We start from the raw sequence: 26,570 nt of genomic DNA on the forward strand, positions 1-26,570 counted from the left end.
TCTCCGGTTCACAGCGGACCGAAGCGGTAGCCGAAGCCGCGCACCGTCTGGACGTAGCGGGGCTTGGCCGGTATGTCCTCCAGCTTGGCCCGCAACCGTCCGACGGCCGCGTCCACCAGCCGGGAATCGCCCAGGAAGGTGTGGTCCCAGACGGATTCGAGGAGCTGCTCGCGGCTGAAGACCCGGCACGGGGCGGCCGACAGTTCCAGCAGCAGCCGCAGCTCGGTGGGCGGCAGCGGGACGGGGACGCCGTGCTTGGTGACGGTCAGCCCGAGCCGGTCGATCACCAGGCCGGCGAGGTCGCCGTCCCCGGCCGGACGCGCCGGTCCGGAGGGTTCGGCGCGCCGCAGCGCGGCCCGGATGCGGGCTTCCAGGACGGGAGCGGTGACGGGTTTGACGACGTAGTCGTCGGCGCCCGCCTCCAGCCCGGTCACGATGTCGTGGTCGTCACCGAGCGCGGTCAGCATGATGACCGGGAGGATCGCCGAGCGGGCGCGGATGCGGCGGCACACCTCGAAGCCGTCCATGCCGGGCAGCATCAGGTCGAGCACGGCCAGTTCGATCCGGGTGCCCTCCTCCCCGGCGAGCAGGGCGAGGGCCTGTTCGCCGGTGGCGGCGGTCGACACGCCGTACCCGTGCCGACGCAGCACCAGCTCCATTCCGTCCCGTACGGACGCGTCGTCCTCGATGAGCAACACATGCGGCATGGGGCCGATTATGTGCGTGCCGGGGCTGTTCCGTCCGGGGTCGGCGGGGACGAATGCGCAGGCCGGGGGCATTGTTACGTTCTCATCATGTGGTCATGGACGGGCCGTCATCCGCGCCGGACAACGTGCCGCACATGAACCTTTCCCACCGAAGGACCGCTGGGCTCCGTGTCGTCGCGCTCGTGGCCCTGCCCGTGCTCGCCCTCTCCGTCGGCTGCGGCGGCGGGGATGACGGCGCGGGCGGTACGAAGAAGAGCGATGTGATCGCCGACGTCCCGGACAGCGCGAAGGCGTCCGGCCCGAAGGAGGCGGACAAGCCGGGCTCCCCGCCCGCGGGCAGGAGCGCCTTCTACGACATCCAGATGAAGTACGTCCAGTGCATGCGCGCCAAGGGCGGCTACAAGGACTTCCCCGACCCCCGGCTGAGCGGCTACCTCGACTGGGACAAGGTCAACGAGATCGGCTCCCAGCCCGGCCGCAACGAGGGCATCAAGGGCGGCAAGAACGGTGTCTGCGTGGCTGAGCTCAGGGCCTCCATGGACGCCGAGCCCCAGCGCGACGAGCAGAAGTCCTACGAATCGATGCTGGCGCACGCCGCGTGCATGCGGGACCACGGCGTCTCCCGGTTCACCAACCCGACGATGAGCGGCGGCATCGCGCAGCCTGGCGGCGACCCCAACCCGGCGTCCCCGGCCATCGACGGGAACTCCCCGGCGTACAAGAAGGCCCGCGAGGCCTGCCGGCCGAAGCTGCTCGACGGTCTGGACGGCATGCAGTGAGGCGCGGCACCGCTCTGCTCGCACTCGGCGCGGTGGCGGTGGCCGCCGCCGTCACCGGGGGGTGGCTCTTCCTCGGCGGCGGCGACGCCGCCGCCCCCGGGTCCGGCGGCGGTCTGCCGCCCGCCACCACGACCGTGACGCGCACCGACCTCGTCCGGTCCACCACGGTCGACGGCGCCCTCGGCTTCGCCCAGCGCCGCGCCGTCAAGTCCGCCGTCGAGGGCACGGTGACCGTGGCCGCCGCCGAGGGCCGCACCCTGACCAGGGGACAGGCGCTGTACGAGCTGAACGACAAGCCCGTCACGCTGCTCTACGGCCCGGTCCCGATGTTCCGCGAGATGAAGCTCGGCGACCGGGGCAGCGACGTGCTCCAGCTGGAGCGCAACCTGCGCGACCTGGGGTACGGGGCGGGGCTCTCCATCGACGTCCGCTACGACGCGGGCACCGAGGCCGCCGTCAAGCGGTGGCAGAAGTCGCTGAACAGGGACACCACCGGCCGGGTCGGCCAGGGGGATGTGGTCTTCCAGCCCGGCCCGGTCAAGGTGGTCTCCGCCGACGCGGCGCTCGCCGACCGGGTCGGCCCGGACGGGGCGGTGCTGACGATCGCGTCCACCGACCCGGTGGTCCGGGCGGATCTCGACCGGGGCGAGGCGGCGCTCGCCGCCCGCGGCACCCGGGTCGAGGTGACCCTGCCGAGCGGGAAGACCCGGGACGGACGGGTCACCGGGACGGTACGGCCGGAGGACTCCGGGGCCGGGGAGGGCCAGGACACCGGGGACGGCGTCACCGTCGAGATCTCCCTGGACGGCGGGGCGCGCTCCGTCAGGGGCGAGGACACCAAGGCCACGGCGAGCGTGAGGTTCGTCAGCGAGGAGCGCAAGGGAGTGCTGACGGTCCCGGTGGAGGCGGTCGTCGCGCTGCGCGGCGAGAACGGCGGCTACGGCCTCCAGGTCGTCGAGGGCTCCACGTCACGGATGGTGCGGGTGGAGACGGGCATGACCGCCGACGGACGGATCGAGGTCAGCGGCCCGGATGTGCGCACGGGCCTGAAGGTCGGGGTGGCCGCCTCGTGAAGCCCGCCCCGGCGAACGCCACGCCCCCCGGACCGGCGGCCATCGGCACGGCAGCCGCTCCGGCCACCGGCACCGCGTCCACCCCGGTCATCGAACTGCGGGACGCCACCAGGACGTACCCCGGCGGTGTCCACGCCCTGCGCGGGGTGGACCTCGTCGTCGAGCGGCGCGAACTTCTCGCCGTCGTCGGCCCGTCCGGCTCCGGCAAATCCACCGTGCTCAACCTCATGGGCACCCTCGACCGGCCCACCACGGGCACCGTCCGGATCGCCGGTCACGACGTGTCCCGGCTCTCCGACTCCCGGCTCTCCGCGCTGCGCTCCCGCCACATCGGCTTCGTGTTCCAGCACTTCCACCTGGCGGCGGGGCGCGACGCGGTGGAGAACGTCGCGGACGGGCTGCTCTACGCGGGCGTCCCGGCCAGGGAACGGCGGGCCCGGGCCCGGGAGGCGCTGGCCCGGGTACGGCTGGACCACCGCCGCTCGCACACCCCCAGCGAGCTGTCCGGCGGCGAGAAGCAGCGGGTGGCCATCGCCCGCGCCGTGGTCGGGGCGCCCACCCTGCTGCTGGCGGACGAGCCGACCGGGGCGCTGGACACCACGTCCGGCGGCATCGTCATGGAGCTGCTGCACGAGCTGAACGCGGCGGGCACCACCGTCTGCGTGATCACCCACGACAACGAGATCGCGGACGCGCTGCCGCGCCGGGTCCGCTTCCGGGACGGCCGGGTCGTCTCGGACCAGCGCTCCCGGCCGAAGGACGGCACACCGCGGACGGAGGAGGCCGCTTCATGAGGCAGGACCTCCGGCCCGCCCGCCTCGCACCGGGCGACGTGCTCCGGGTCGGCGCGGCCGGGCTGCGCGCACGACGGGCGCGCGTGGTGCTCTCGGCACTCGGCATCGCCATCGGGATCGCCACCATGGTCGCGGTCGTCGGGCTCTCCGAGTCGAGCCGCGCGGATCTGATGGCCCGGCTCGACCGGCTCGGCACCAACCTCCTCACCGCCGAGGCGGGCAAGGACGCCCTGGGCAACGAGCTCAAGCTGCCCAGGAACGCGGTGGCGATGGTCGAGCGGATCGGCCCGGTACGCCACGCCACGGCCTCCGCCGACATCGACGCCCGCATCCGCCGCAGCGATGTCGTCCCCGAGGAGCGCACCGCGGGCGTCACCGCCCAGGCGGTCCGTACCGACCTCCTGGCCGCGCTCGGCGGCGACGTACGCACGGGCGGCTGGCTCGACCGGGCCGGTGAGCGGCTCCCGGTCACGGTGCTCGGCTCGGTGGCCGCGGAACGCCTCGGGATCAGCCGGACCGGCGAGACGATCATGATGAACCGCGTCCGGGTGGTCGTGGTCGGCATCCTCGAACCGCTCGAACTGGTCCCCAACCTGGACCGGGTCGCCATGGTCGGTTTCCCCGCGGCCGAGCGCTACTTCGGTTTCGACGGCCACCCCACCACCGTCTTCGAGCGCTCCACCGACGCCTCCGTGGAGGAGGTACGGGCGGTCCTGGGCCGCACCCTCAACCCGGGCGACGGGGCGGGCGTCAAGGTCTCCCGGCCGTCGGACGCGCTGGCCGCCAAGGCCGCCACCGACGCGGGGCTGACCCGTCTGATGCTCGGCCTCGGCGCGGTGGCGCTGCTGGTCGGCGGGGTGGGCGTGGCCAACACCATGGTCATCTCCGTGCTGGAGCGCCGCCGCGAGATCGGCCTGCGCCGCGCCCTGGGCGCGACCAGGGGCGCGATCCGGCTCCAGTTCGTCACGGAGTCGCTGCTGCTGTCGATGCTGGGCGGGGTGGCCGGTGCGCTGCTGGGTTCGGCGGCCACCGCCGGCTTCGCCCGGGTCCAGGGGTGGACGGCGGTGGTCCCGCCCTGGTCCCTGGCGGGCGGGCTGGCCGCCACCCTGCTGATCGGCGTGGTCGCGGGGCTGTACCCGGCGGTCCGGGCCTCCCGGCTCGACCCGACCGCCGCACTGAACGCGACGTAACGGAGCCCGGCGCGGAGAACGCCGCGGACACGAGACATCCCCCGGCCGAACCCGGCCGGGGGATGTTTCACGTGGAACAGCGCAACGAGGAGCCGGACTACTTCTCCGTCTTGTCCTCGTCCTTGCCCTTCGCCGCCGCCACCGGCTTGCGGAGCTGGATGTTCAGCTCGCGCAGACGCGACTCGTCCAGCTCCGTCGGCGCGCCCATCATCAGGTCCTGGGCGTTGCCGTTGAGCGGGAAGGCGATCGTCTCGCGGATGTTGGGCTCGTCGGCCAGCAGCATGACGATGCGGTCGACACCCGGGGCGATGCCGCCGTGCGGCGGGGCGCCGAGACGGAAGGCGCGGAGCATGCCCGCGAACTCGTGCTCGACGGTCTCGCGGTCGTAACCGGCGATCTCGAACGCCTTGAGCATGACGTCGGGCTCGTGGTTCCGGATGGCGCCGGAGGACAGCTCGATGCCGTTGCAGACGATGTCGTACTGCCAGGCCAGGATGTCCAGCGGGTCCTTCTCCTCCAGGTCCTTCATGCCGCCCTGGGGCATCGAGAAGGGGTTGTGGGAGAAGTCGATCTTGCCGGTGTCCTCGTCCTTCTCGTACATCGGGAAGTCGACGATCCAGCAGAACCGGAAGACGTCCTCCTCGAACTGGCCGGCCCGCTTGGCGGCCTCGACGCGGACGGCGGACATGATCTTGGAGACCTCGTCGAACTCGCCCGCGCCGAAGAACACGGCGTGGCCAGGCACCAGCGAGAGGCGCTCGGTGAGGGTCTTGACGTCCGTCTCGGTGAGGAACTTGGCGATCGGACCGGCCAGCGCGCCGTCCTCGCCGACCCGGACCCAGGCCAGGCCCTTGGCGCCGTGCTGGACGGCGTAGTCGCCCAGGCCGTCGAAGAACTTCCGGGACTGGCCCGCGGTGTCCGGGACCGGGAGGGCGCGGACGTGCTTCCCGGCGAACGCCTTGAACTCCGAGCCGGCGAAGACGTCGGAGATGTCGACCAGTTCCAGCTTGGCGCGCAGGTCGGGCTTGTCGTTGCCGTACTTCAGCATCGACTCGCGGAACGGGATGCGCGGGAACGGCGAGGTGACGTGGCGGCCGTTGCCGAACTCCTCGAAGAGCTCGGTCATCAGCTTCTCGATCGGCCGGAAGACGTCCTCCTGCTCGACGAACGACAACTCGACGTCGAGCTGGTAGAACTCGCCGGGCGACCGGTCGGCGCGGGCGTCCTCGTCGCGGAAGCAGGGCGCGATCTGGAAGTAGCGGTCGAAGCCGGAGATCATCAGCAGCTGCTTGAACTGCTGCGGCGCCTGGGGCAGGGCGTAGAACTTGCCGGGGTTCAGCCGGGACGGCACGACGAAGTCACGGGCGCCCTCGGGGGAGGTCGCGGTGAGGATCGGCGTCGCCATCTCATTGAAGCCGAGGGCCACCATCTTGGCGCGGATGGCGGCGATGACCGCCGAGCGCAGCATGATGTTGCGGTGCATGCGCTCGCGGCGCAGGTCGAGGAAGCGGTACTCCAGGCGCCGCTCCTCGTTGACCCCGTCCTCGGTGTTGATCGTGAAGGGCAGCGGGGCGGCCTCGCCCAGCACCTCGACCTCGGTGACCTCGATCTCGATCTCGCCGGTCGGGAGCTCCGGGTTGACGTTGTCGGCGCCGCGCGCCGAGACCTTGCCGTCGATCCGGACGACGGTCTCCTTGGTGAGCTTCGCCAGCGCCTCGTTGCCGGGGGTGCCGGGGCGGGCGACGAGCTGCACCAGACCGTAGTGGTCGCGCAGATCGATGAAGAGGATGCCACCCAGGTCTCGGCGATTGTGCAGCCAGCCGCTCAGCCGGACGTCGGTGCCGACGTCAGAGGCGCGGAGCTCGCCGCAGGTGTGGGACCTGTACCGATGCATCGTCGTTCATCCAGTCTTCGCGGTTCGGGGTGGATACAGCCACCCCAGGCTACCGCCCGCACCCGCGCCGAATCATTGACATTGACATTTCAAGATCATCCGGACGCCCCCGTCGGCCTCCGTCACCCCCGCCCCCTCGGGCATCCACGGTGGCACCCGGGACGCAAATATTCTTAAAGTAGGGCAATGCACACCGAGGATGTCCTGGCCGCGACCGCCACCGGCCTGTGGAGCTGGGACAACGGCGCCGGGACCGTCACGCTCGACGCGGAGGCGGCCCGGCTGCTGGAGCTGCCCGCCGCGGCCGGTGTCTTCCGCGAGTCCGCGGTGCGCTCCCGTTTCCACCCGGTCGACTGGAACGAGATCTACGGCGTGGTGAGCCTCGCCCGCGCCGAGGGCACCCTCGCCGAGGCCCGGCTGCGGATCGTGGACGGCGAGGGCCGGGTGCTGCGCACGGTACGCAGCCGCTCCAGGCCGCTGCCCGCGAGCGACCAGGACTACGTGCTGCTCGGCACCCTCCAGGAGGTCGCCGGGCCACGGCCCGGCGCCTCCGGCGCGCCCGCCCCCGTCACCGGGGACTGGCGCCGCTCCCGCGAGGCCTTCCTGCTGGACGCCGGGCGGGCGCTGGCCGAGGCCAGGTCGACCGAGGAGGTACTGCGGGTCGCCTCCTCGCTCTCCATGCCGGGCTTCTCGCCGGACGGGCTCGCGGTCTTCGGCATCGCGGGCGACCGGCTGACGATCGTCGGGCACCACGGGCACGGCCTCGGCGACGAGGGACCGTTCACCGACATGCCGCTGGAGACCGACTACCCGGCCGCCGAGGTCGTGCGGACCGGGCGGGCCATCTACCTGCCCTCGCCCGAGGAGTACAGCCGCCGCTTCCCCCTCACCTGGCCGCTCGCCAGCCCGTTCGGGCGCCGCTCCTGGGCCTTTCTGCCGCTGATCGTCGCGGGGCGCACGATGGGCGCCTGGATGGCGGGGTTCACGCATCCGGTGTCGTTCTCGCCGGACGAGCGCTCGGTGCTGACGACCGTGGCGCGGATGCTCGCGCAGGCGCTGACCCGGGCCGGGGTCGCCGAGACGGAACGGGAGCTGTCGCTGGGGCTCCAGCGCTCGATGATGCCGAGGCTCGGCCCGGAGATCCCCGGCATGACGGTCGCCGCCCGCTACATCCCGACCGGCGGCGGGCTCCAGGTCGGCGGCGACTGGTACGACATGATCCCGCTCCCCAACGGCCGGATCGCCCTGGTCATCGGCGATGTCCAGGGCCACGACGTGCGGGCCGCCGGGCTGATGGGACAGCTGCGGATCGCCCTGCGCGCGTACGCCTCCGAGGGGCACCGCCCGGACGCGGTGCTCTCCCGCGCCTCCCGCTTCCTGTCCGGGCTGACCGACGCGTACGAGGGCGGGGCGGCGACCGGCCCCCGCTTCGCCACCTGCCTGTACGCGGAGGTCGACCCGGAGACCGGCACCCTCGACATCGCGCGGGCCGGTCACCCCGACCCGGTGGTGACCACCGCCGACGGGACCGCGATGATCCGGCAGACCGAGGGCGGGCTGCCGCTCGGCGTCGAGGAGGACGCCGACTACCCGACCAGCCAGCTCACCCTGGGGGCCGGAGAGACGATCATGCTCTGCACGGACGGACTGATCGAGACCGGCGGCCATGACATGTTCTCCGGCTGGGACCGGCTGCGCCCGGTCCTGGAGCAGCACCCGGCCGACCTGGAGAAGCTGGCCGACGCCCTGGTGCAGACGGTGCACGGGCCGACCTCGCACTACACCACGGGCCCGCTGTCGGACCGCCGGGAGGACGACGTCGCGCTGGTCCTGCTGCGGCGGGACGCCGACGGCGGCACCGGGCGGCGGCCGACGGCCCGGCACACCGCGCTGACCATCGCGCAGGCCCAGCCGGAACGGATCGCGGCGGCCCGGCGGCAGCTGCGGGACCTGCTGCACGACTGGGCCGACCCGGAGCAGGTCGACTCGGCGGTGCTGATGATCTCCGAGATGGCCACCAACGTCCTGGTCCACACGGACGGCGACGCGCTGATGCTCGCCCAGGCGACGGGGGAGCACGGCGGGCGGCTGCTGCGGGTGGAGGTGTCCGACGGCAGCGACGAGCTGCCGCACAGGCGGCGCCCCGGGGAGATGGCGTCCAGCGGCCGGGGGCTGGTGCTGATGGAGATGCTCGCCGACGCGTGGGGGGTCGACCCGCGGGGAGCGGGCAAGTCGATCTGGTTCGAGCTGAACGAGTCGTACCCGCGTTCCGGACCTCGGGACGCGGAGGGCTGAGCGCCGCGCCGGGCGTGGCCGCCCCGCCTCCGGCCGGGGGCCGCCCGGCCGCCTCCGGCCGGGGGCCGCCCGGCCGGCTCTGGGCGGAGGCCTCATTCCCCGTCCGGCGCCGCCGCCCCCCGGTATCCGGCGCGCAGCTCCCCGAGAATGCCGAAGGCCGCCGCGCAGACCGGCACCGCGAGCAGCATGCCCAGCAGCCCGGCCACACTGGCCCCCGCGGTGAGCGCGATCATGATCATGGCGGGGTGCATCTGCACCGTGCGGCTCTGGATCATCGGCTGGAGCACGTGCCCCTCCAGCACCTGGACCGCGAGCACCACCCCCAGCGCCCAGAGCGCGATCACGAAGCCCCGGTCGGCGAGCGCGACCAGCACCGCGACGGCTCCCGAGGCGAAGGCCCCGAGGTAGGGGATGTAGGCCCCGACGAAGACCAGCGCCCCCAGCCCCACCGCGCCGGGCACCCGCAGGACCAGCAGGCCCACGGTGATGCAGACGGCGTCGATCAGCGCGATGAAGGTGGTGCCCCGCATGAAGCCCTCGACCGCCTCGAAGGCCCGCCGCCCCATCGCCTCCACCAGGTCGCCGGTGCCGCGCGGGGCGATCGCGTGGGCGAGGTCACCGGCCCGGTCGGAGTCACGCAGGAAGAAGAAGGTCAGCAGCAGCGCGAGGACGCTCGTGGCGATGAGCGTGCCGATCAGGCTGAGCCCGGAGAGCAGCCCGCCCGCGGCGCTCGCGCCGAACTTCTCGATGAGCTTCTGCCCACGGGCCACGAGGTCGTCCACATCGGTGTTCTTCCCGATCCCGAAGTGGTCGACGAACCAGCGGGCGGTGTCCTTCAGCGAGCGGACGATCTGGTCGCCGCTGTCGATGAGCGCGGTGACGACGATGTACCCGGCGCCGCCGACCACCGCGACGAGCAGGACACAGGTCAGCCCGGCGGCGATCGAGCGCTTCACCCCTCGGCCGGTCAGCCTGCGGTGCACCGGGCCGAGCAGCGCCGTACCGAGCAGCGCCAGCAGCACCGGGGTGACCGCCGTCTTGAGCGCCACGCACAGCCAGATGGCCACCGCGCCGACCCCGGCGACCAGGAGCACCACGCCGCACCAGGCGGCCGTGCGGCGCGCGGCGTCGGGCAGGAGGGGCTTGTCGGTCTGCACCCTCCCACCCGACCACGGCGCGGGTGACCTGTCCTGTCCGCGTCGCCGTACGGGTGATGACCCGTCAGCCCGGCGTCCGGATCACATCCCGTGGACGGCGGGCACGGTGCCGAGACGGCCGGCCTGGAAGTCCTCGAAGGCCTGCTTCAGCTCCGCCTGGCTGTTCATCACGAACGGCCCGTAGTGCGCCATCGGCTCACGGATCGGACGGCCGCCGAGCAGCACGACCTCCAGGTCCGGGGTGTGACCGTCCTGCTTCTCGTCCGCCCGGACGGTCAGCGCGGAACCAGCGCCGAAGACCGCGGTCTGCCCCAGGTGGACGGGACGGCGCTCCGCACCGACGGTGCCGCGTCCGGCCAGCACGTAGGCGAGTCCGTTGAAGTCCTCGCGCCACGGCAGGGTCACCTCGGCGCCGGGGCGCACGGTGGCGTGGATCATCGTGATCGGCGTGTGGGTGATGCCGGGGCCCTCGTGCCCGTCGAGCTCACCGGCGATGACGCGGAGCAGCGCGCCGCCGTCCGGGGTGGTGAGCAGCTGGACCTGGCCGCCACGGATGTCCTGGTAGCGGGGGTTCATCATCTTGTCGGCCTTGGGCAGGTTCACCCAGAGCTGGAGGCCGTGGAAGAGGCCGCCCGACATGACCAGGGACTCCGGCGGGGCCTCGATGTGCAGCAGGCCGGACCCGGCGGTCATCCACTGGGTGTCGCCGTTCTGGATGGTGCCGCCGCCCCCGTTGGAGTCCTGGTGGATGAAGCTGCCGTCGATCAGGTACGTCACGGTCTCGAAGCCGCGGTGAGGGTGCCAGGGCGTGCCCTTCGGCTCGCCGGCCGCGTACTCCACCTCACCCATCTGGTCCATCATGATGAACGGGTCGAGGTGCTTGTAGTTGATCCCGGCGAACGCGCGGCGCACCGGGAAGCCCTCGCCCTCGAATCCGCTCGGCGCCGTGGTGACGGCGAGCACGGGACGTTCCGCCGCGCCGGCCGGGACGGCGACCTTGGGCAGGGTCAGCGGGTTTTCGACAGTCACTGCGGGCATGGGAGCCACCTCCGGGGATCGTTCTGCCAATTTAGTTGAATGGTGAACATCTCGCAAGGCGCACTTCATTCCCGGCGGGGCCCCGCACCGCCCCGGCAACGGAAAAGGGCCCGCACCGACGAGCGGTGCGGGCCCCGGGGAAGCCGGATGTCAGCCGTACATGCGGCGCATCGCGAAGTCGACCATCTGCTCCACGGCCTTCGCGTCGAAGACCATGCGGTGCTCGCCCTCCATGTCGAGGACGAAGCCGTAGCCGGTCGGCAGCAGATCGATCACCTCGGCGCCGGTGATCACGAAGTACTTGGACTCCTTGCCCGCATACCGCCGCAGCTCCTTGAGCGTGGTGAACATCGGGATCACCGGCTGCTGGGTGTTGTGCAGCGCCAGGAAGCCCGGATTGTCGCCGCGCGGACAGTAGACCTTCGACGTCGCGAAGATCTGCTGGAAGTCCTCGGCGGACAGTGAGCCGGTGGTGAAGGCCCGTACCGCGTCGCCCAGGGACGGCGGCGAGGGCTCGGGATACAGCGGCTGCTCGCCGTAGCCGCCACCCATCTGCTGCTGTGCACCCGGGTTCTGGTCGTAGCCGTACATGCCCCAAAGAGTAATCGGACACATCGGGGCCTTGAGGGGTTGCGCCTTATTACTGGCGGGTAGCATCATCGTAGAGGTCAGCTGATATGCGCGTCGCCCGCTCGTCGCCCGCCCGGCCCGCGTCCCCCTCCCCGGGGGCGCCGTACGCCACTGCTATTGATTACGGAGCCTTCCATGGGGCACTACAAGTCGAATCTCCGCGACATCGAGTTCAACCTCTTCGAGGTCCTCGGCCGCGACAGGACGTACGGCACCGGCCCGTTCGCCGAGATGGACGTCGAGACGGCGAAGAGCATCCTCGACGAGGTCAACCGTCTCGCGGAGAACGAGCTGGCCGAGTCCTTCGCGGACGCCGACCGCAACCCGCCGGTCTTCGACCCCGAGACCCACACGGCCCCGGTCCCGGCGAGCTTCAGGAAGTCGTACCAGGCGTTCATGGACTCCGAGTACTGGCGCCTGGGCCTGCCCGAGGAGATCGGCGGCACCACCTCGCCGCGCTCCCTGATCTGGGCCTACGCGGAGCTGCTGCTCGGCGCGAACCCGGCCGTGTGGATGTACTCCTCCGGTCCGGCCTTCGCGGGCATCCTCTTCGAGGAGGGCAACGACGCGCAGAAGAAGATCGCCGAGATCGCCGTCGAGCGGCAGTGGGGCTCGACGATGGTGCTGACCGAGCCGGACGCCGGTTCGGACGTCGGCGCGGGCCGCACGAAGGCCGTCGAGCAGGAGGACGGCTCCTGGCACATCGAGGGCGTGAAGCGCTTCATCACCTCGGGCGAGCACGACATGTCCGAGAACATCATCCACTACGTGCTGGCCCGCCCCGAGGGCGCCGGTCCCGGCACGAAGGGCCTCTCGCTCTTCATGGTCCCGAAGTTCCACTTCGACTGGACCACCGGCGAGCTGGGCGAGCGCAACGGCGTCTACGCGACCAACGTCGAGCACAAGATGGGCCTCAAGGCGTCCAACACGTGCGAGATGACCTTCGGCGACAACCACCCCGCCAAGGGCTGGCTGATCGGTGACCGGCACGACGGCATCCGCCAGATGTTCCGCATCATCGAGTTCGCCCGGATGATGGTCGGCACGAAGGCCATCGCCACCCTGTCGACCGGCTACCTGAACGCGCTGGAGTACGCCAAGGAGCGCGTCCAGGGCTCGGACCTGTCGCAGTTCATGGACAAGACCGCCCCCAAGGTCACCATCACGCACCACCCCGACGTGCGCCGCTCCCTCATGACGCAGAAGGCGTACGCGGAGGGCATGCGCTCCCTGGTGCTGTACACCGCCGCCGTCCAGGACGCGATCCAGGAGAAGGAGGCCGCGGGCGAGGACGCCAAGGCGCTGCACGGCCTCAACGACCTGCTGCTCCCGATCGTGAAGGGCTACGGCTCCGAGAAGTCCTACGAGCAGCTGGCGCAGTCGCTCCAGACCTTCGGCGGCTCCGGGTACCTCCAGGAGTACCCGATCGAGCAGTACATCCGTGACGCCAAGATCGACACGCTGTACGAGGGCACCACGGCGATCCAGGGCCAGGACTTCTTCTTCCGGAAGATCGTCCGCGACCAGGGCGCCTCGCTGAACACCCTCTCCGAGGAGATCAAGAAGTTCCTCGCCGGTGCCCAGGGCAACGAGGAACTGGCCGGTGCGCTGGACTCGCTCGCCAAGGCCGCCGTCGACCTGGAGGCGATCGTCGGCACGATGATCACCGACCTCACCGCGACCGGCGAGGACGTCAAGAACATCTACAAGGTGGGCCTCAACACCACCCGCCTGCTGATGGCCTCCGGCGATGTCGTCGTCGGCTACCTGCTCCTCAAGGGCGCGGCCGTGGCGACCGAGAAGCTGCGCGACGCCTCCCCGAAGGACGTGGCCTTCTACCAGGGCAAGATCGCCGCCGCGAAGTTCTTCGCCGCGAACGTCCTGCCGGGCGTCGCCGCCGAGCGCGCGCTCGCCGAGGCCGTCGACAACTCCCTGATGGAGCTGGACGAGGCCGCGTTCTAGGGTCTTTCGTTTGGATCAGGCTGGATCAGGGAGCGGGGGCTGGTGCGTGCAGCTGCAAGTCGGAGGAAGGAGCCGACGCGGAGCGTCGGTGACTGACGACAACGCGGCAGATGTGCGTGCCGGCCCCCCGCGAGCCCGGCATGATCCAAACGAGAGGCCCTAGGACCCGCGTTCCAGGAGCCGCGACGGCTCCGTACCGCTTCGGCACCGCCGCCCGGACATGTTCCCGGGCGGCGGTGCCGTCGTACGTACGGGCGCCCCGTGGGCCGCGGCCGGGCAGACCCTAGGATCGGACGGCAGGCAACCAGAGGGGGGTGTCGCTCGTGGGCGGCAGGGGTTTCGTGGGGGCGCGACAAGGACGGCGACGGGGTCAGGGGCTCCTGGCGGCCGGGACGGCGGCCGTGCTGCTCGCGGGCTGCGGGGGCGGGGACACCCGGGCGACGGCGCTCGACCAGAAGCAGGCCGCCTCGGTCCTGCCGGACGCGAAGGCCGTGCCGGGCTGGCGGAACTACATGAAGCCGGAGGCGCAGAAGCCCGTCGCGGAGTACCCGCCGCGGGTCTGCGTGACCGGGAAGAAGGCCGCCTGCGACGGGGTCGCCTTCTGGGGCACCTCGGCCTTCACCCACAAGCCGGGCGGCATCACGCTGGACTTCTGGATCCTCGCCTACAAGGACGAGAAGGCGGCGGACACCGCGTACGACCTCCTGGCCGAGTGGTACGGCGGGGACCGGGTCGGGCTGGATGCCGAGAAGGTGGACCTCGGCGGCCTCGGCGCCGAGCGCGAGGCCAACCGCGCCGAGGTCGGAACCCTGGGCGGACCGGCCACGATCACACAGGTCCGGGTCGGGACGACCGTGCTCGGCATGAGCACCGGCACCCCGGGCAAGTCGGTCGTTCCCGATCAACAGGTCAGGGCCTTCGCGGAGATGTTCGCCGCCCGCGCGCAGCAGGCCCAGGACGGCGAGAAGCCCACGGCGGCCGTACCGGAGAACTGAGCCGGTACCGAGCCCGTCCCGAGCCGGTGACGGCGGTGAGAGCGGGCGGGCCGCTCTCGTTACAGTGAGGAACATGAGTTCCTCCCTCCGCTTCGACCGCGGGCACACCGACGACCTGATGGCCTTCCTGATGGCCTCCCCCTCCCCGTACCACGCCGTGGCCACCGCGGCCGCCCGCCTGGAGAGGGCCGGGTTCCGGCAGGTCGAGGAGACCGCGGCCTGGGACGGGACCAGCGGAGGCAAGTACGTGCTGCGCGGCGGCGCGATCGTGGCCTGGTACGTGCCGGAGGGCGCGGCGGCGCACACCCCGTTCCGGATCGTCGGGGCGCACACCGACTCGCCGAACCTGCGGGTCAAGCCGCTCCCCGACCTCGGCGCGCACGGCTGGCGGCAGGTCGCCGTGGAGGTCTACGGCGGAACGCTCCTCAACACCTGGCTCGACCGCGACCTCGGTCTCGCCGGCCGGATCTCGCTGAACGACGGCACGCACCGGCTGGTCAACATCGACCGGCCGCTGCTGCGCGTCCCGCAGCTGGCCGTGCACCTGGACCGGTCGGCCAACCCGGACGGGCTCAAGCTCGACCGGCAGAAGCACATGCAGCCGATCTGGGGGCTCGGGGACGTCGAGGAGGGCGACCTCATCCGGTTCGTCGCCGACGAGGTGGGCGTCGACGCGGCGGACGTGACCGGCTGGGACCTGATGCCGCACGCCGTCGAGGCCCCCGCCTACCTGGGCCGGGACCGTGAGCTGCTGGCCGGGCCCCGGATGGACAACCTGCTCTCCGTGCACGCCGCGACCGCCGCGCTCGGCGCCGTCGCCGCGCAGCCGGACGAGTCGTTGCCGTACATCCCGGTGATGGCCGCCTTCGACCACGAGGAGAACGGCTCGCAGTCCGACACCGGTGCCGACGGCCCGCTGCTCGGCACGGTGCTGGAGCGCTCCGTCTTCGCGCGCGGCGGCACGTACGAGGACCGGGCCCGCGCCTTCGCCGGGACCGTCTGCCTCTCCTCCGACACCGGGCACGCGATCCACCCCAACTACGCCGAGCGCCACGACCCGACCCACCACCCGGTGGTCAACGGCGGGCCGATCCTCAAGGTCAACGTCAACCAGCGGTACGCGACCGACGGCAGCGGCCGGGCCGTGTTCGCGGAGGCGTGCCGCAAGGCGGACGTGCCGTGGCAGACCTTCGTCTCCAACAACTCGATGCCCTGCGGCACCACGATCGGCCCGATCACCGCCGCGCGGCACGGAATCCAGACCGTGGACATCGGCGTCGCGATCCTGTCGATGCACAGCGCCCGTGAGCTGTGCGGGGTGGACGACCCGTACCTGCTGGCCAACGCGGTGGCGGCGTTCCTGGCGGGCTGACCCGCCCGCCCCCGGACGGTCCGGCGGGGCGCCGTCTCCCCGGCGGCACGGCGCCCCGCCGATCCGGCACGTTCCGTCGTCGGTGTCCCGGCACCCCCGATATCCTGGGGCTTTCGCCGTGCCCGGTCCGGGCGCATCCCGCCCGGAAGGGAATCCTCTCGTGGAGTTCCGGCTGCTCGGCACCGTATCGGTCGACACGTTCACCGGACCGCTGCCGCTCGGCCCCGCCAAGCGCCGCAGCCTGCTCGCCGCGCTGCTGCTGTCCGCCAACACCCCCGTCTCCATCACCAGACTGATGGACTCGCTCTGGGACGACGCCCCGCCGTTGCACGCCCGCAGCGTCATCCAGGGCCATGTGTCCCGGCTGCGCGCCCTGCTGGTCGGCGCGGACGCGGAGGCGTACGGGGTGGAGCTGGTCACGCTGGGCGACGCGTATGTGCTGCGGCTGCCGGAGACCCTGCTGGACTCGCAGCGCTTCGAGGAGCTGCTGACGCTGGCCCGGGAGCAGCGCAGCCCGGCCGACGCGGTGCTGATGCTGAAGGAGGCGCTGTCCCTGTGGCAGGGTCCGGCGCTCAGCGGCGCGTTCACCGGACGGCCGCTCCAGGCCGCCGCGCACTCGCTGGAGGAGTCGCGGCTCGCCACGGTCGAGCAACTGGCGCGCGCCTACGGGGCGCTGGGGGAGCACAACCGGGCGGCTGCGGTGCTGCGGGCGGAGGCCGTCGGGCATCCCATGCGGGAATCGCTGGCCGCGGCGCTGATGACGGCGCTCTACCGGGCGGGACGCCAGTCGGAGGCGCTGGACTGGTTCCACCGCACACGGCGGCTGCTCGCCGATGAGCTGGGCATCGACCCGGGGCACGAGCTGGCCGACGCGTACGCACTGATCCTGCGCGGCGACTCCGGTCCGGACGCGGGCCGGGAGAGCGGACGGAACGCGCCCACCGGGCAACTCGCCCCGGCACACGGCCCGGTCAGGGGCGGCGGCACCCGCGGCGGTACGGGCAGCGGCGGCGCCGGGAGCGGTCATCCCGGGAACGCCGGTGCCGGGAACGCCGGTGCCGGGAACGCGGGAGCCGGGAGCTCCGGTGCCGGGAGCGCGGGAGCCGGGAGCGTGTCCGTGCCCGCCGCCCGCCCGGACGCCGACCGGCCGGCCGTGCCAGGCCGCGGCGCCACGCCCGCACCACAGACACCGCCGACCGCCACGAGCCCCACGGCCGCGCCCGCCGCCGCGTCGGCGCTCCGGCCGCTTCCCGTGCCGGGCCTGGTCGGCGAGCCGCACCCCACCGATCTGCTGCCCCGGGCCCCCCGCGGTTTCCAGGGACGGACCGCCGAGCTGGCCGCGCTCACCCGGGCCGCGGCGGGCGAGGCCCCCGTCTGCCTCATCACCGGCCCGGCCGGGGTCGGCAAGACCGCGCTGGCCCTCCAGTGGGCGCACCGCAGTCCGGCCGCCTTCCCGGACGGGCGGCTCTTCGCCGACCTGCGCGGCTTCAGCGACACCGGCGAGCCCGCGCTCATCGAGGTACTGCGCGAGTTCCTGCTGGCGCTCGGCGTCGCGCCGCGCCGCGTCCCGGAGTCCGTGGCGGCCTCGGCGGCGCTCTTCCGTTCGCTGACCGACCGGCGCCGCCTGCTCGTCGTGCTCGACAACGCCCGCCACTCCGCCATCGTCCGGCCGCTGCTGCCGGGGGGCACCGACTGCGTCACGCTGGTCACCAGCAGACACCGGCTGGAGGGTCTCATCGCCTCGGACGCGGCCCGGCCCGTCCCGCTCGACGTGCTCGAACCCACCGACAGCACCGCCCTGCTGGCCGGTGTGCTCGGCGAGGACCGGGTGCTCGCCGAACCGGTCGCGGCCCGGCGGCTCGCCGAGCTCTGCGGTGGGCTGCCGCTCGCCCTGCGGGTCACCGCGGCCCGGCTGGCCGGGCGTCCGAGCCGGACGCTGGCCGGTATCGCCGACGAACTGGCGGACGAGCGCAGCCGGCTGACGTATCTCGACGTGGACGACACCGGTGTCTCGGCCGCGCTCCGGCTGACCGTGCAGCAGCTGCCGCAGGACGCCGTCCACCAGCTCGCCCGGCTCGGTCACCACCCCGGCGGCCACTTCGACCCGTACACGGCCGCCGCGCTCGCCGGTACCGACCCGGTCGTCGCGGCGGCGGCGCTGGAACGGCTCGCCGCCGCCCACCTCGTCGCCGAGGTGACGCCCGGACGCTGGGTGCTCCACGACCTGATACGCCTCTACGCCCGCGCCATGGCCCCCGAGGCGGGGGCCGCGTCCCTCGTCGGCGTCCTCGACCACTACATCGCCACCGCGCTCGCCGCCGCCGACACGGCCGAACCGGGCGGGGAGCCCTGCTTCGTACTGCCGAAGGACTACCAAGGCCCGCGCGCCGTACGTGACTTCGTCAACCGCGAGGAGGCCATGCACTGGCTGGCGGCCGAGCGCGACGAACTGGCGCTGGCCGCCGTCGCGGCCCGGACCGCCGGGTTCCACGACCGGGCGTGGCGGATCATCCTGCTCCAGTGGCCCCAGATGGTGTGGCGGGTGCGGGACAGCTGGTCCCCGCTGCTGGAGCTGGCGCTGGACTCGGCCCGCGCCGAGCACGACACGTACGCCGAGTCCCGGGTGCTGAACCTGCTGGGCTGGGTGCTGACCGAGGAGGGCCGGACCGCCGAGGCCGTCGCCCTGCTGGAGCGCTCGCCCGGTCTGGCCCGGCAGGCCGGTGACCGGCTCGGCGAGGCGACCGCGTTGATCAACCTGGCCGTCGTCCAGGCCGAGCTGGGGGAGCTGGGCACGGCTCTGGAGGGGTGCGAGCAGGCCGTCGGACTGGCCCGCGAGGAGCGGGACGCGCACACCGAGATGCTCGCCCTCCAGCACCTCGCCCGGATGCAGCTGGCCGCGAACCTGCCGCGCGAGGCCCTCGTGTCCACCCAGACCGCGCTCGACCTGGGGCCGGAGCAGGAGGAAGTCGCCCGGCGGGTGCTGCTGCTGACGACCAGCGGGGAGGCCCGGCTGGCGCTCGGCGAGGAGGAAGAGGGCATCCGGCTGCTGGACACGGCGGCCGGAGAGGCGGAGCGGACCGGATACGACGAAGGCGCGGTACGGGCCCTTGAGGCGCTGTTGCGGGTGACGGCACAGCCGGAGTACCGCAAGCGGTACGACCAGGCGCTGCGACGGCTCACCGACAACGGCTGACCGGTCCGAGGGCCCGCGGGGGCCGGATCGACCGGAGCGGCGGCAGCCCCGGGGCGGCGCCCGGCGCGCCCGGCGCCCAGGACACCGGCGTCGCCCCGGCACCAGCGCCGCCCCCCGCCCGAACGGACCACCGGCCGCGCGGACCACCGGCCGCGCGACGGCCGAGCCGCGCGGCGGCGCCGACGGGTTCTGGGCACCTCCTCCGGCCCCGGCCCCGGCTCCGCCCGCCCCGAGCCGCCGCCGTCGTCGCCTTCGAGCGCGAAGCGGGAAACGGGAAGCGCGAAGCAGGGAGCAGCAAGCGGGGAGCGGGGAGCGGGTTCAGTCCCGCTCGTCGTCCATGCCCGCCAGCACCAGCGGCAGCCGTGACGTCCCCGCCGCCTCCACCCTGACCGGTACGCCCCAGTCCTGCTGGTGGACGTGGCAGGCCGGGTACTCGTTCGCCGGGTCGTCGTCGCAGGACGCCGCCATCGCCGACACGTGCAGCACGCCCTCGGTGACGTCGTCGGCGAGGACCAGATCACGGAAGAGATCGGTACCGGCGCCCGCACCCCCCGCGAGCAGCTCCGGCGGGGTCGCCGAGACCAGCAGCCGGGTCGAGGGGCCGTACCGGCTGTCGAGCTTCTGTCCGGCGGGCGCCTGGAAGACCACGTCGAGCCGGAGTGTGCCCGGGGCGATCCCGGTGGCCGCGCGCTGGGTGCGGTGGGCCCGGTCGGCGACGCGGACCGCTTCCTCGGGCAGGCGCAGCCGGGTCAGCCGGTGGCGGGCGGACTCGACGACGACGAGATCGCCGTCGGCCAGCACGGCGTCGCTGGGCTCGCGCAGATCCGTGGCCAGGGTGGTGACCTCGTCACCGACGGGGTCGTAGCGGCGCAGCGCGTGGTTGTACGTGTCGCAGACGGCGACGGACCCGTCCGGCAGGGCGGTGACGCCCAGCGGGTGCTGGAGCAGGGCCTGCCCGGCGGCCCCGTCGCGGTGCCCGAAGTCGAAGAGGCCGCTGCCGACGGCCGTACGGACGGCGAAGCCGGTCCCGTCCCGTTCGACGTACCGCAGCGCGGAGGTCTCCGAGTCGGCGACCCAGAGCCGCTCCCCGTCGGCGGAGACGGCGAGCCCGGACGGCTGGGCGAACCACGCCTCGGCGGCCGGTCCGTCGACCAGGCCCTCGTTGGTCGTCCCCGCCGCCACTTCGACGCGCCCGTTCCCGGGGTCGTACGTCCACAGCTGGTGGACGCCCGCCATGGCGATCCACAGCCGGTCCGCGAACCAGGCGAGGTCCCAGGGCGAGGAGAGGTCGACTTCCCGGGCCGGTCCGGAGGTCGGCGAGCCCTGCCACCACTGGCGGCCGGTACCGGCGAGCGTGCTGGTCTCCCCGGTGGCCGGGTCGAAGGCGCGGAGGGCGTGGTTGACCGTGTCGGCGACCGCGATCCGGCCGTCCGGCAGTACGGCCAGGCCCTGCGGCTCGGAGAACCGGGCCTCGTCGAGGCCGCCGTCGGTGAACCCCCGGCTCCCCGTTCCGATGTGACGGCGGACCGTCTCGCCGTCCCGTCCGATCTCGACCAGACGGTGGCGGGTGGTGTCGGAGACCAGGAATCCGCCGTCCGGCAGTGACAGGGCCTTGCCGGGGAAGCGCAGATGCGTGGCGACCGGCTCGGGTGCGACATAGGGGCCGTCGCCGCGCCGCAGCGTGCCCTTCGCCGCGTGCTCGGCCTCCAGCTCCTCGACCAGCTTCTCGATGGCGTGCGCATGGCCTTCACCGGCGTGCTGCGCGACGACATAGCCCTCGGGGTCGATGACGACGAGCGTCGGCCAGGCCCGTACGGCGTACTGCTTCCAGGTCGCCAGCTCCGGGTCGTCGAGGACCGGGTGGTGCACTCCGTACCGCTCGACGGCGTCCACGACGGCCCGGTGGTCCGCCTCGTGGACGAACTTCGGCGAGTGCACCCCGATGATCACCAGGGTGTCGCGGTGCTTCTCCTCCAGCGCGCGGAGCTCGTCGAGAACATGCAGACAGTTCACACAGCAAAAGGTCCAGAAATCCAGGACCACAATCCGTCCCCGCAGGTCAGCGAGGGTGTACTGCTGGTCGCCTGTGTTGAGCCAGCCGCCCTTGCCGACCAGTTCGGGGGCACGGACACGGGCACGCTTGCGGGGTGCGGGCGCGGGGGTGGGCGCTGGGGCAGCATCGTTCATGTTTCAAGCCTGCCATTGGCCCATGAACACCGGATCACGGCCGTACGACGCCGTTGCCATGCGCAGCTACGGGGCCCGCTCCACCACGGCGACCTCGGAGAACTCTCGGAGGTAGGCCATATGCCCGGTCAGTGACTGGCCGGAGCGCTTCTGACCACCGCCCCAGCGGCTGTCGTGACGGGTGGCTGTCGGAGGCTTTCGTCGGTTCAGGCCAGTAGCCCTTAGCCTCCTTGGATGCCCCGGACGAACAGGGTGCCTGTGCGGCGGCTTCCCGGGGGCGGGGCAAGCACAGACGCTGACACGTCCACGAAGCCGTGTTCCTTGAGAATCAGCGCCCACACATCGGGGTCGTAGTCCCACCTCTTGACGACAGCGGGGTCTTCTTCGGGCCCGCGCGGGATGTAGGACGCCTGGCAGCCGTAGCACCCTTCAACCGGGGGCCGCTGGGAGAAGGCGAACACACCACCCGGCTTGAGGTTCGCGTGAACGACCGGCAGCAGTAGGCCGGGGTCGGTGAACCAGGCAGCGCCGAACACGCTGTAGACCGCATCGAAGATCGTGAACGTGTCTCCGAGGTAGGTGAGGGCGTCGGCCTGGTGGAGTTCCATCCCGTCCACGCCCGGCCACCGCTCGCGTGCCTTGTCGAGCTGCTTGGCGGAGAGGTCGATCCCGACGGACGTCATGCCGAGCGTTGCGAGATGAGCGGCGTTCCCTCCAGACCCGCACCCGAGGTCGAGTGCGCTGTCTCCCGGGTTGAGCTGGAGCACATCGGCCCTGAGGCCGTGGTCCGGGTACTGGGTCCAGTTGAACCACGTGGTCTCGCCCCTGGCGTTGGTCTTCCGCCGCTGGGGCTTGCTCTGCGAGTACGTGTCCCATGCGGTGCTGCGAGCGTCAGTCACTACCTGTCCGTTCTCGTTCACGGCGACAGCCGCCCGGCACGATACCGGGCGGCTGAAGCTCTGGTGAGCCGGTCACTCCGCTTGCGCCGGAGCTACTTGGCGACGGGGCTGTCGGAACAGCCCGCGTAGCTCTGGGTGCAGTCGGCCGCGCCGTCGATCGGCCAGAACTCCGGGTCCACGTCGAAGCCGGCCGATCGGATCCTCTCGGCCGTCCGACGCATCGCGGCCCGGCCCTCGGCCGGGTTGTGGGCACTGTTGCGGTCGGGGACGTGATGGATGAACCCGCCGCCGAGCGCGACGCAGAACTCGGCGTAGTGCTTGGTGTGGAGCACCAGCGCGTGCCAGAAGAGGTCTACGCGAAGGCTGGGCGTGGCCCTCTCCGCGGTGTTCGCGGCGACGGCGAGGAAGGCCGCCACCTGGTTGACACCGCGCTCGCCCTGGTTGTCGGTCATCTCCGGCCAGGAGTCCTCGCGGACCATGGTGATGAGGTCGGCCCTCAGTTCGGGAGTGATGAGGTCATACACGGTCTTCGTCGTGTCGGTGATCGTCACGTCTGTGCCTTCCTGGTCTGTGAGGAGCATCGGGGGCACGTGCAGGGGGGGCCAGGCGGCAGAGGCCATGGGGGTCAACGTCCTCTCGGCGCTGCTGCTGGGGTGGATCACCTCAGAGCCGAACGTCTGGCCGGAATCGCGAGACACCCGCAGGGTCATGGTCATGGTTTGCCTTCCGCTGCCCGATCCGGTTGGTGAAGCGATGTTCCCGCCGCCGGCCGGTCGGAACGACGACGCTCCGGGCGTCGCCTGGGCGTCACTCAGTGAGGTGCCAATGACGCCCTCCAGGGCGTCAAACCGGTGTCATTGCATGACGGTCCGGTCTAGCTTTGACGTCATGACGACGACCGCCGTGGTGCCGAATGATGTGCTGCGGGCCGTTCGTATCGGCCTGCGCTTGAGCCAAGAGGATTTCGCCAAGGCACTCCGCCGGGCAGGTGCGGAGCTGGGGGAGCCGAACGAGGCTTCCAAGCGGCTGGTGCAGCGCTGGGAGTCCGGCACGAGCAAGACGCCTCGGGGTGTGTACGCCAGGGCCTTGGAACGGGTCACTGGCCGTCCGGTAGAGGCACTGGGGTTCGCCCTGCCGGTGCCGACGGCACGAGTCCACGCAGACGGGAAGGGAGGACATGACATGGAGACCGCTGCAACCGGTTTCGCATCTGCCGCTGTAGGCGTGCAACCCGCCGCGCAGACGGGCGAGGAGACGTTTTCGGGGGTGTGGCTCAGTCGCTACGAGTTCTTCTCTTCGAGCCGGGGCGACTCGTACGAGGGCAAGCACTACGTAGTGATCGTCCAGCACGGGAACCGACTGACCGTTCAGAGCCTGCCCGGGGCGAGCAGCAACCCGGACAGCCCGCTCACGCTGGACCTGACCGTTGACCGCAACGTGGTCACCGGTACGTGGGTCGAGCAGACTGCCGCAGACGGCTACTACAACGGGGCCCGCTACCACGGGGCCATCCAACTCCTGGTCGAGCCGACCGGACGGCGCATGGCCGGAAAGTGGGTCGGCTTCGGCAAGGACTTCGACGTGAATACCGGCCCCTGGGAACTGCGGCTGGTGGACCGGTCCACGAGCAAGGCGACGCTGGAGAGGTACAGCCAGCCGCCGGAGTGACATCCCGACGGGGCACCTGATGGGACGAAGGCCCCACCCCCACCGTCCCAATCCAGGGCGACGAGCACGGGGGCTCATGGTGCTCCACCACCCACCGGACGGCTCCGTGGGACCTTTGGCGGGCTTTGCAGGGCGTTAACTGTGTCGTTCTCGCGCCTTCGGCGACCGATATGCGCTGGCCAAAGCCATGACGGGCCCGAAAAATGGCGTCACACCCAGCGTGCGCACGTGTTGCCATGTGAACAGTCGACATCACCGTGGCATCCCCGCATTCCGCGGCCGTCTCGGGGAACCTGTGAGCCATGAGATTCCTGGTACGCGAACGCCTCTTCGCCGTGGGTGACGACTACTGGATCGAGGACACGGACGGCCGCAAGGTGTTCCTCGTCGACGGCAAGGCCCTGCGGGTACGGGACACCTTCGAGCTGAAGGACACCCAGGGCCGCGTCCTCGTCGAGATCCGGCAGAAGCTGCTCAGCCTGCGCGACACGATGCTCATCGAGCGGGACGGCGAGCAGCTCGCCACGATCAGACGCAAACGGCTCTCGCTGCTGCGCAACCACTACCGGGTCACGCTGATCGACGGCACCGAGCTCGACGTCAGCGGCAAGATCCTGGACCGCGAGTTCGCCGTCGAGTACGACGGGGAGCTGCTGGCCCAGATCTCCCGGCGCTGGCTCACCGTCCGGGAGACCTACGGCATCGACGTCGTACGGGAGGACGCCGACGCGGCGCTGCTCATCGCCGTGTCGGTCTGCGTCATCGTCCTCGCCGACAAGGAACGCGAACACGGCTGACGGCCGCGGTCCGTTCTGCCTGTTTCACGTGAAACAGGCAGGGCTCAGCGAAACAGGCGGGCTCAGAGGCCGGACAAGGCCCAGAGGCCGGGCAGGACCCAGAGAGACAGGAAGGCCCAGAGGCCGGGCAAGGCTCAGAGGCCGGGCGCCGCCAGGCCCAGGCGGCGGTCCTTGAGGGCCGGGAACTGCTCCCTGGTCTCCGCCACCTTCGCCGGGTCGAACTCCACGTCGAGTACCTCCTCGCCCGCGCCCGCCTCCGCCAGCACCTCACCCCAGGGGTCGACGACGATGCTGTGCCCGGCCTGTTCGACACCAGCGTGGGTGCCCGCGCAGCCGACGGCCAGGACGTACGACTGGTTCTCCACCGCGCGGGCCTGGGCCAGCAGCGTCCAGTGGGAGCGGCGCCGCTCGGGCCAGCCCGCCGCGACGACCAGCGTCCCGGCGCCCGCGTCGACCAGGCCCCGGAACATCTCCGGGAAGCGCAGGTCGTAGCAGGTGGCGAGGCCGAGAGTGGTCTGGGGCAGGGCGACCGTGACCAGTTCCTCACCGGCGCCCATCATGACCGCCTCGCCCTGGTCGAAGCCGAAGCGGTGGATCTTGCGGTACGCGGCGGCCAGCTCGCCGGTCGGGCCGAAGACCAGCGTGGTGTTGTAGAGGGTGCCGTCGGCGGCGCGCTCCACGAAGGACCCGGCGTGCAGCCAGACCCCGGCGTCGGCCGCGGCCTTCGCCATGGCCTCGTGGGTGGGCCCCTGGAACGGTTCGGCCTCGGTTGCGAACGCGGTGTAAGCGAAGGCGCCGACCGGCCAGAGCTCGGGAAGCACCACCAGATCCGCGCCGCGCCGGTCCATGACCAGCGAAACCGCGCGCTGTCTGCGCGCCTCGACGGATTCGTCCGGGTCTACTGCGATCTGGATGAGGGAGGCGCGCACACTACCACCGTCCTGGCATTCAAGCCGTCAACACGGGCCTACGATCGTCACACGAAAGCACTGCCGGGGTGCCTGATCGCAGCGTAACTTAGCGACTGAACCTCCCACGCAGACCGCCGCCCGCGCCCAGCTCTCCAGCCCATGCACCGCAGAACCGCACGAGGGGTCCAGTGACCGTCCATCCCAGCCTTCAGACCTACGCCGATGCCTGGACCCACTCCATCGAGTCGATAGCCGAGCTGGTGAAGCCGCTCGCCGAGGGCGAGTGGAACCGCCGTACCCCCTGCCCCGCCTGGTCGGTGCGCGACATCGTCTCGCACATCATCGGTATGGAGTGCGAGCAGCTCGGCGATCCTCGCCCGATCCACACGCTGCCGCGCGACCTCTACCACGTACAGAGCGACTTCGCCCGTTACATGGAGATGCAGGTCGATGTGCGGCGCCACCACACCGCACCGGAGATGACCTCCGAGCTGGAGTACACGATCATCCGGCGCGCCCGTCAGCTGCGCAACGAGTCGCGTGCCCCCGAGACCATGGTCAGGGCGCCGCTCAGTGCCGAGCAGACCCTCGAACTGGCCCTGCGGATGCGGGTCTTCGACGTCTGGGTGCACGAGCAGGATCTGCGCGCGACGCTGGGCCAGCCCGGCAACCTGGACTCTCCCGGCGCCACGATCGTCCGGGACACCCTGCTGGAGGCGCTGCCGAAGGTGGTGGCCAACGACGCGGGAGCACCGGCCGGTTCGGCGGTGGTCCTCGATGTGCACGGGCCGCTGGAGTTCCTGCGTACGGTCAGGGTCGACGCGGAGGGGCGCGGCTCGGTGGACGGCTCGCCCTCGCTCGGGCCCGCGGTGACGCTGGCGATGGACTGGGAGACGTACTTCCTGCTGGCCTGCGGGCGGGTGCGCGCGGCCTCGGTCGCCGAGCAGGTCAAGATCGAGGGTGACCAGGAACTGGCCGCGGCGATCCTGCGGAACTTCGCCGTGACGCCGTGACGCCCCGAGCCGCGGC

General features: G+C 71.8%; 21 protein-coding genes. 12 read left to right on the forward strand and 9 right to left on the reverse strand.

Translation table 11 applies throughout. The features are described from left to right. Positions 1–8: 8 nt before the first annotated feature. The gene (locus ACFVWY_RS00880) at positions 9–707 is read right to left on the reverse strand and encodes a response regulator (RefSeq protein WP_389865755.1); all 699 of its coding nucleotides are present in this window, start codon (positions 705–707) and stop codon (positions 9–11) included. Between the two features lie 134 nt (positions 708–841). On the opposite strand from ACFVWY_RS00880, the gene ACFVWY_RS00885 reads away from it, so the two are divergent. Genes ACFVWY_RS00885 through ACFVWY_RS00900 form a run of 4 tightly spaced genes read left to right on the forward strand, consistent with a single transcriptional unit; the run spans position 842 to position 4,543 of the window. Then, the gene (locus tag ACFVWY_RS00885) at positions 842–1,486 is read left to right on the forward strand and encodes a hypothetical protein (RefSeq protein WP_389865758.1); all 645 of its coding nucleotides are present in this window, start codon (positions 842–844) and stop codon (positions 1,484–1,486) included. Beyond that, entirely contained in the window at positions 1,483–2,559 is a 1,077-nt protein-coding gene (locus ACFVWY_RS00890; RefSeq protein ID WP_389865761.1) for a peptidoglycan-binding protein, read from the forward strand. The genes ACFVWY_RS00885 and ACFVWY_RS00890 overlap by 4 nt, the downstream gene beginning before the upstream one ends. Beyond that, the gene (locus tag ACFVWY_RS00895) at positions 2,556–3,353 is read left to right on the forward strand and encodes an ABC transporter ATP-binding protein (RefSeq protein ID WP_389865762.1); all 798 of its coding nucleotides are present in this window, start codon (positions 2,556–2,558) and stop codon (positions 3,351–3,353) included. Before ACFVWY_RS00890 ends, ACFVWY_RS00895 begins: the two co-directional genes overlap by 4 nt. Further along, positions 3,350–4,543, forward strand: coding sequence for an ABC transporter permease (locus ACFVWY_RS00900; RefSeq protein ID WP_389865765.1), 1,194 nt, complete (start codon positions 3,350–3,352; stop codon positions 4,541–4,543). Before ACFVWY_RS00895 ends, ACFVWY_RS00900 begins: the two co-directional genes overlap by 4 nt. A gap of 97 nt (positions 4,544–4,640) precedes the next feature. Here the strand turns inward: ACFVWY_RS00900 and aspS are convergent, their stop codons facing one another. Beyond that, a complete protein-coding gene (aspS, locus tag ACFVWY_RS00905; protein ID WP_389865767.1) occupies positions 4,641–6,437 on the reverse strand; it encodes an aspartate--tRNA ligase in 1,797 nt (598 codons plus the stop codon). Between the two features lie 186 nt (positions 6,438–6,623). Here aspS and ACFVWY_RS00910 point away from each other — a divergent pair, with 186 nt between their 5' ends. Next, on the forward strand, positions 6,624–8,732 hold the full coding sequence (locus ACFVWY_RS00910; RefSeq protein ID WP_389865770.1) for a SpoIIE family protein phosphatase: 2,109 nt from the start codon (positions 6,624–6,626) through the stop codon (positions 8,730–8,732). Between the two features lie 92 nt (positions 8,733–8,824). Here ACFVWY_RS00910 and ACFVWY_RS00915 read toward each other — a convergent pair whose 3' ends face one another. The 3 genes from ACFVWY_RS00915 to ACFVWY_RS00925 all read right to left on the reverse strand — a co-directional run bounded on the left by ACFVWY_RS00915 (position 8,825) and on the right by ACFVWY_RS00925 (position 11,518). Beyond that, positions 8,825–9,889 carry an AI-2E family transporter gene (locus ACFVWY_RS00915; protein WP_389865773.1) on the reverse strand — a complete coding sequence of 355 codons (1,065 nt, stop codon included), beginning with the start codon at positions 9,887–9,889 and terminating at the stop codon, positions 8,825–8,827. Between the two features lie 81 nt (positions 9,890–9,970). Continuing rightward, positions 9,971–10,927 carry a pirin family protein gene (locus tag ACFVWY_RS00920; RefSeq protein WP_389865775.1) on the reverse strand — a complete coding sequence of 319 codons (957 nt, stop codon included), beginning with the start codon at positions 10,925–10,927 and terminating at the stop codon, positions 9,971–9,973. A gap of 150 nt (positions 10,928–11,077) precedes the next feature. Further along, on the reverse strand, positions 11,078–11,518 hold the full coding sequence (locus ACFVWY_RS00925) for an SseB family protein (RefSeq protein WP_148836880.1): 441 nt from the start codon (positions 11,516–11,518) through the stop codon (positions 11,078–11,080). A gap of 174 nt (positions 11,519–11,692) precedes the next feature. Between ACFVWY_RS00925 and ACFVWY_RS00930 the strand changes: the two genes are divergently transcribed. The 4 genes from ACFVWY_RS00930 to ACFVWY_RS00945 all read left to right on the forward strand — a co-directional run bounded on the left by ACFVWY_RS00930 (position 11,693) and on the right by ACFVWY_RS00945 (position 19,079). Further along, entirely contained in the window at positions 11,693–13,519 is a 1,827-nt protein-coding gene (locus ACFVWY_RS00930; RefSeq protein WP_389865777.1) for an acyl-CoA dehydrogenase, read from the forward strand. Positions 13,520–13,920: 401 nt separating this feature from the next. Next, positions 13,921–14,514 carry a hypothetical protein gene (locus ACFVWY_RS00935; RefSeq protein WP_389865779.1) on the forward strand — a complete coding sequence of 198 codons (594 nt, stop codon included), beginning with the start codon at positions 13,921–13,923 and terminating at the stop codon, positions 14,512–14,514. 73 nt (positions 14,515–14,587) lie between these two features. After that, a complete protein-coding gene (locus ACFVWY_RS00940; protein ID WP_389865781.1) occupies positions 14,588–15,886 on the forward strand; it encodes a M18 family aminopeptidase in 1,299 nt (432 codons plus the stop codon). A gap of 160 nt (positions 15,887–16,046) precedes the next feature. Continuing rightward, entirely contained in the window at positions 16,047–19,079 is a 3,033-nt protein-coding gene (locus ACFVWY_RS00945) for a BTAD domain-containing putative transcriptional regulator (RefSeq protein ID WP_389865783.1), read from the forward strand. 318 nt (positions 19,080–19,397) lie between these two features. On the opposite strand, the gene ACFVWY_RS00950 is transcribed toward ACFVWY_RS00945, so the two are convergent. The 3 genes from ACFVWY_RS00950 to ACFVWY_RS00960 form a co-directional block, all read right to left on the reverse strand. Continuing rightward, a complete protein-coding gene (locus ACFVWY_RS00950) occupies positions 19,398–21,266 on the reverse strand; it encodes an NHL domain-containing thioredoxin family protein (RefSeq protein ID WP_389865785.1) in 1,869 nt (622 codons plus the stop codon). Positions 21,267–21,487: 221 nt separating this feature from the next. Then, positions 21,488–22,165: a class I SAM-dependent methyltransferase gene (locus tag ACFVWY_RS00955; protein WP_389866309.1), complete on the reverse strand. Its 678-nt coding sequence runs from the start codon at positions 22,163–22,165 to the stop codon at positions 21,488–21,490. Positions 22,166–22,257: 92 nt separating this feature from the next. After that, positions 22,258–22,716: a hypothetical protein gene (locus ACFVWY_RS00960; protein ID WP_389865787.1), complete on the reverse strand. Its 459-nt coding sequence runs from the start codon at positions 22,714–22,716 to the stop codon at positions 22,258–22,260. A gap of 337 nt (positions 22,717–23,053) precedes the next feature. Here ACFVWY_RS00960 and ACFVWY_RS00965 point away from each other — a divergent pair, with 337 nt between their 5' ends. Both ACFVWY_RS00965 and ACFVWY_RS00970 read left to right on the forward strand, forming a co-directional pair. Further along, positions 23,054–23,833 carry a helix-turn-helix domain-containing protein gene (locus ACFVWY_RS00965; protein ID WP_389865790.1) on the forward strand — a complete coding sequence of 260 codons (780 nt, stop codon included), beginning with the start codon at positions 23,054–23,056 and terminating at the stop codon, positions 23,831–23,833. Between the two features lie 302 nt (positions 23,834–24,135). After that, positions 24,136–24,630: an LURP-one-related/scramblase family protein gene (locus ACFVWY_RS00970; RefSeq protein ID WP_389865792.1), complete on the forward strand. Its 495-nt coding sequence runs from the start codon at positions 24,136–24,138 to the stop codon at positions 24,628–24,630. Positions 24,631–24,764: 134 nt separating this feature from the next. Here the strand turns inward: ACFVWY_RS00970 and ACFVWY_RS00975 are convergent, their stop codons facing one another. Then, positions 24,765–25,559, reverse strand: a complete 795-nt coding sequence (locus ACFVWY_RS00975) for a carbon-nitrogen family hydrolase (RefSeq protein WP_389865794.1) — start codon at positions 25,557–25,559, stop codon at positions 24,765–24,767. A 170-nt stretch (positions 25,560–25,729) separates the two neighbouring features. Here ACFVWY_RS00975 and ACFVWY_RS00980 point away from each other — a divergent pair, with 170 nt between their 5' ends. Beyond that, on the forward strand, positions 25,730–26,554 hold the full coding sequence (locus ACFVWY_RS00980; RefSeq protein WP_389865796.1) for a maleylpyruvate isomerase family mycothiol-dependent enzyme: 825 nt from the start codon (positions 25,730–25,732) through the stop codon (positions 26,552–26,554). The last annotated feature ends 16 nt before the right edge of the window (positions 26,555–26,570 follow it).

This window comes from Streptomyces sp. NPDC058195 (genome assembly GCF_042883525.1).
Lineage (GTDB): Bacteria > Actinomycetota > Actinomycetes > Streptomycetales > Streptomycetaceae > Streptomyces.